Origin of the sequence: Achromobacter sp., from assembly GCF_049647645.1 — a bacterium.
Classification (GTDB): domain Bacteria; phylum Pseudomonadota; class Gammaproteobacteria; order Burkholderiales; family Burkholderiaceae_B; genus Achromobacter.
Map to the genome: position 1 here is coordinate 1 of NZ_JBARYB010000224.1, position 5,230 is coordinate 5,230.

6 protein-coding genes are annotated in these 5,230 nt (G+C 67.9%); 5 read left to right on the forward strand and 1 reads right to left on the reverse strand.

What is annotated here, in order from left to right:
- On the forward strand, positions 1 to 869 hold an 869-nt coding region (locus WBB14_RS26510; RefSeq protein WP_424242399.1), incomplete at its 5' end, for an amidase family protein.
- A 62-nt stretch (positions 870 to 931) separates the two neighbouring features.
- On the opposite strand, the gene metK is transcribed toward WBB14_RS26510, so the two are convergent.
- Positions 932 to 2,095, reverse strand: coding sequence for a methionine adenosyltransferase (metK, locus tag WBB14_RS26515; RefSeq protein WP_173144919.1), 1,164 nt, complete (start codon positions 2,093 to 2,095; stop codon positions 932 to 934).
- Between the two features lie 276 nt (positions 2,096 to 2,371).
- Here metK and WBB14_RS26520 point away from each other — a divergent pair, with 276 nt between their 5' ends.
- The 4 genes from WBB14_RS26520 to WBB14_RS26535 form a co-directional block, all read left to right on the forward strand.
- Entirely contained in the window at positions 2,372 to 3,238 is an 867-nt protein-coding gene (locus WBB14_RS26520; RefSeq protein WP_424242400.1) for a lysophospholipid acyltransferase family protein, read from the forward strand.
- 37 nt (positions 3,239 to 3,275) lie between these two features.
- Complete coding sequence (locus tag WBB14_RS26525; protein WP_424242401.1) at positions 3,276 to 4,166, forward strand: lysophospholipid acyltransferase family protein; 891 nt, start codon at positions 3,276 to 3,278, stop codon at positions 4,164 to 4,166.
- Between the two features lie 21 nt (positions 4,167 to 4,187).
- The gene (gene dapF / locus WBB14_RS26530; RefSeq protein ID WP_424242402.1) at positions 4,188 to 5,087 is read left to right on the forward strand and encodes a diaminopimelate epimerase; all 900 of its coding nucleotides are present in this window, start codon (positions 4,188 to 4,190) and stop codon (positions 5,085 to 5,087) included.
- The coding region (locus WBB14_RS26535) for a DUF484 family protein (RefSeq protein WP_424242403.1) at positions 5,084 to 5,230 on the forward strand (147 nt) is incomplete at its 3' end. The genes dapF and WBB14_RS26535, both read left to right, overlap by 4 nt.

The window sequence follows — 5,230 nt, forward strand, 5'->3', positions numbered from 1 at the left end:
CGCCGGCGGCGCTGAACGGCCTGGTGGGCTTCAAGCCGTCCACCGGCGTCATCAGCCGCGCCGGCTGTCTGCCGCTGTCGGACACGCTGGACGTGCTGGGTCCGATCACGCGCAACGTGGCCGACGCCCGCCTGCTGACGCAGCTGCTGGCCGGCCCGGACATCGACGACAACGCCACGCTGAGCTTTCCCGCCAGCGCCATCGCCGCCCTGCGCGTGCCAGCCGCGCGCGGCCCGGGCCCGGTCGCGGTACTGGCGCCAGAAGCCTGGCCCGCCCCCCTGGCAGACGCCGGCCTGCGGACCTGGCGCGAGGCCGAGGAGAACCTGGCGCGGGCCGGATATACACCCACGCCCTGGCATCCGCCCGCGACCCTGTCGTTTGCCCGCATGGCGGACGACAACTCCGTGGTGCTGGCCTACGAGGCCTACCGCTACTACGGCGCACTGGCTGAAGACCCCGCGCAGCCGCTTTGGGACGTGGTGCGCAAGCGCATCGCGGCCGGAGGCCGCATCACGCAAGCCGACTACGAAGCCGCGCTGCAACGCCGCGCCGCCGACATGGCCGCCTTCGCGCAGGCCATGGAGGGCCTGGACGCCCTGCTGATGCCCGCCTGCGACCAGGCCGCGCAAGCGCTGGACGCCGACGACGCCCGCCATGCCGGACTGGGCAAGCTGCTGCGCCCCGCCAACTTCCTGGGCGCGGCCGCCATCTCGCTGCCCGCAGGATTCGATGCCAATGGCATGCCCATGGCGGTGCAGCTGCTGGCGCCCGCCGGCGGCGATGCCGCACTGCTGGACTGCGCTACGGCGCTGGAGCCGCTGCTGGCGCCCGCGCCGCGCCGGCCCGACCTGTCGAGCTGGGGGCTGTAAGCCCTTGCGGCCATGAAAAAGCCCCCGCGATGCGGGGGCTTTGCTTGCAGAACCCGAAAGGCTTACAGGGCCTTCTTCAGTTCCTGCACCTTGTCCGTGGCTTCCCACGAGAATTCCGGCTCGGAGCGGCCGAAGTGGCCGTAGGCGGCGGTCTTGGCGTAGATCGGGCGCAGCAGATCCAGCATGTTGACGATGCCCTTCGGACGCAGGTCGAAGTGCTCGCGCACCAGCTTGGCGATCTGGTCGTCAGGGATGACGCCGGTGCCTTCCGTGTAGACGGTGATGTTGATGGGCTCGGCCACGCCGATGGCGTAGCTGACCTGCACTTGGCACTGGCGCGCCAGGCCGGCGGCCACGATGTTCTTGGCCACGTAGCGGGCAGCGTAGGCGGCCGAACGGTCGACCTTGGACGGATCCTTGCCCGAGAACGCGCCGCCGCCGTGCGGGCATGCGCCGCCGTAGGTGTCGACGATGATCTTGCGGCCGGTCAGGCCGCAATCGCCTTGCGGGCCGCCGATAACGAAGCGGCCGGTCGGGTTGACCAGGAACTTGGTTTGCGGCGTGATCAGGCCTTCGGGGAAGCTGGGCTTGATGATGTCTTCGATCACCGCTTCGCGGATGGTCTCTTGCGAGACTTCCGGCGCGTGCTGGGTCGACAGCACCACCGTGTCGACTTCGGCCGGACGGCCGTCGATGTAGCGGAACGTCACTTGCGACTTGGCGTCGGGACGCAGCCACGGCAGGCGGCCGTCCTTGCGCAGTTCGCTCTGGCGCTGCACCAGGCGGTGCGCGTACCAGATCGGGGCGGGCATCAGGTCAGGCGTTTCGTCGCAGGCATAGCCGAACATCAGGCCTTGGTCGCCCGCGCCCTGGTTCAGGTAATCCTCGGAGCTGCGGTCCACGCCTTGGGCGATGTCCGGCGACTGCTTGTCGTAGGCGACCAGCACCGCGCAACCCTTGTAGTCGATGCCGTATTCGGTGTTGTCGTAGCCGATGCGGCGGATCGTGTCGCGCGCGACCTGGATGTAGTCGACGTTGGCGGTGGTGGTGATTTCGCCAGCCAGCACTACCAGGCCGGTGTTGCACAGCGTCTCGGCTGCGACGCGCGCATTCGGGTCCTGCGTGAAGATCGCGTCCAGGATCGAGTCGGATATCTGGTCGGCAACCTTGTCGGGATGCCCTTCGGAGACGGATTCGGAAGTAAAGAGAAAGTCGTTATTGGCCACAGATGCGTCCTTGGTGGCCGGCTTAGCCGGCGCATAGGTTCACGAGGCGCGTTGCACCCCCGACCGCATGACATACGCAAATCTGGGCGCGACGCTTTAGCGGATTTGGCAAAAGGCGCGCAAAGCGCTACACCCTTGCCGTCGCCCCGCAAGTTGTCGGTTAACTCGGCGACTGCGCTATTTTAAGCGAAAATGCGGTTCTGCCGCCAAAGCCAGGGGTGTAAGCATATTCCCACGGCCCAGGCGCACTTCCCGTCCGTCCCACTTTCCCGCCGCATGCTGCTCTTCCTGTTCAGACTATTCGCCGCCCTGCCCCTGTCCGTCGCGCACGCCGCGGGGCGCCTTGCCGGGCGCGCGATCTACGCCTGGCCGGGCAAGTACCGGCGGCGGCTGCAAGCCAATGCGGTCCAGGCAGGCTACCCCGATCCGGCATTCGCGCGGCGCGCGGCGGGTGAAATCGGCGCCATGATCCTGGAAAGTCCGCGGGTCTGGTTCCGCAATGAACAAAGCCTGGCCCAGGTAATCTCGGACGACAACGACGTGGTCAGCGCGGCCCGCGCAGAAAACCGCGGCATCCTGTTCCTGACGCCGCATCTGGGCTGCTTCGAGATCACCGCGCGTTACTTGGCCCGCCAGATGCCCATGACGGTCATGTTCCGGCCGCCGCGCAAAGACATCCTGGCCCCGCTGCTGGAAACCGCGCGCAACACTTCGGCCGTCAACGCCGTGCCGGCCACCATGCAGGGGGTGCGCGAGTTCGTGCGCGCCCTGCGCCGCGGCGAATCCGTGGGCATGCTGCCCGACCAGGCGCCCAGCGTGGGCGACGGCGTCTGGGCGCCGTTCTTCGGGCGCATGGCCTACACCATGACACTGCCGGGAAAACTGGCCACGCAGACGAACGTACCCATCATCCTGACCGCGGGCGAACGGCTGCCGGGGGGCCGGGGCTGGCGCATCCACTATGTGCGCGTGGCCGAACCGCTGCCCGTCGACGCCTCAGCGCAGGCCGCGCTGCTGAACGCCGCCATGGAAACGCTGATCCGCCGCTGCCCGGAGCAATACCTCTGGAGCTACAACCGCTACAAGACGCCGCGCGGCGCGCCCCCCGCCCCTGGCGCCGACGCTGCGCCCCCGGCCAACTGAAGCCCCCCGTGCTCCCGTCCGCCCCACTTTTCTCACCATGACTGACTTCAAAACGCGCGCGCTGGTTTCCCTGTTGAAATGGTTCTCCCGCATCCGGCCCTCCACCCGCCTGCGCGTCGGCGCCTGCCTGGGCTGGCTGGGGTTCCGGCTGGCCAAGTCACGCGCGCATATCGTCCGCCGCAACCTGGCCCTGTGCTTTCCGGAGCAGCCGGAGGCGGTCCGCGAACGCTGGGCGGCTGAACATTTCCGCGCCTTGGCGCAATCCATTGTGGACCGAGGCGTGCTCTGGTACGGATCGGCCGACGCTGTCCGCGAACTCGTCACCCAAACCGGCGCCGAACAAATCAACGCGCTGATTGCCCAGGGCCGCCCCGTCATCCTGCTGGCGCCGCACTTCATCGGACTGGACGCGGCCGCGACCCGGCTGACGCTGGAACTCCCCAGCGCCGCCACCATGTACACGCCGCAAAGCGACCCTCACATTGACGCGATCGTGGCTGCCGGCCGGGCCCGCTTCAACGAGGTCTTCCTGGTCAGCCGCAAGGACGGCGTACGCGAACTGATCCGCCACCTGCGCGCGCCCCGCCCCGTCTATTACCTGCCCGATATGGATTTCGGGCGGCAGGGCGCGGTCTTCGTGCCGTTCTTCGGCGTTCAGGCCGCCACCTTGCTGGCCACCGCGCAACTGGCCAAGAAATGGGACGCCGCCGTCATGCCCATCCTGGGATTCTGGAACCCGGAAACTGGCCGTTACCACATGGACGTCCTGCCCCCGCTTGCAGACTTTCCGGGCGAAGACTCGCTGGAAGAAGCCACCGCCCGCCTGAACCGCGAGCTGGAATCCTGGGTGCGCCGCTGCCCCAGCCAGTACTACTGGGTCCATCGCCGCTTCAAGACCCGTCCGCCGGGCGAGCCCAAACTCTACTGAGTCCGCGGCTCGCGCCCCAATATGGGCGATAATCCGGTGATGAACTGGAACTTCACCAAAATGCATGGCGCGGGCAATGATTTCGTCGTGCTCGACGGGGTCCGCCAGACCATCGACATGACGCCCGAGCGCGCCCGCGCCTTGGGCGACCGGCATTTCGGCATCGGCGCCGACCAGATCCTCCTGGTCGAGCGCTCGACCCGGCCCGACGCCGATTTCCGCTATCGCATTTTCAATTCCGACGGCAGCGAAGTCGAACACTGCGGCAACGGCGCGCGCTGCTTCGTGCGCTTCGTGCACGAGCAAGGCCTGTCCGACCGCAACCCGCTGCGCGCCGAGATCGCCACCGGCATCCTGGTGCTGGACGAAGGCGACGACGAACAGGTCACCGTCGAAATGGGCGGCACGCGCTTCGAGCCCGAGGCCCTGCCGTTCGACACCGCCGGCCTGGCCTCGCGCGCCCAAGGCCAGGACACGCTATGGGAACTGGAGCTGGACGCCCCCGCTGGCGTGGCACGCACAGTCGCGCTGTCGGCCGTAGCCATTTCCAACCCGCATGCCGTGCAGGTCGTGGACGACGTCGACACGGCGCCCGTGTCGGTCCTCGGACCGCTGATCGAAACCCATCCGCGCTTCCCGCGCCGCGTCAACGCCGGCTTCATGCAAGTCGTGGACCGCAACAACATCCGCCTGCGCGTGTTCGAACGCGGCGCCGGCGAAACCCTGGCCTGCGGCACCGGCGCCTGCGCGGCCGTGGTCGCCGGCATCCAGCAGGGTTTGCTGGATGCGCGTGTCGATGTACAAACCCGGGGGGGCTTGCTGACGATCGCCTGGGAGGGCGGCGCGCAAGACCATGTGTTCATGACCGGCCCGGCCACCACGGTGTTCGAAGGCCAGATCGAGATTCCTGACGCTTTATGACTTCCAACGTCTCCACCATGAATGACGACAGCATTGCCGACTACCTGCGGCAGCACCCCGAATTCTTTGAACGCCACGCCGAGCTGTTGTCGACCGTGCAGCTGAGCAGCGGCCACGGCGGCCGTGCCGTCAGCCTGCAGGAA

Bases quoted from the DNA above. Each gene is read 5' to 3' on its own strand.
- dapF (WP_424242402.1), top strand. From the start codon at position 4,188: ATGGGCGATAATCCGGTGATGAACTGGAACTTCACCAAAATGCATGGC.
- WBB14_RS26520 (WP_424242400.1), top strand. From the start codon at position 2,372: ATGCTGCTCTTCCTGTTCAGACTATTCGCCGCCCTGCCCCTGTCCGTC.
- WBB14_RS26525 (WP_424242401.1), top strand. From the start codon at position 3,276: ATGACTGACTTCAAAACGCGCGCGCTGGTTTCCCTGTTGAAATGGTTC.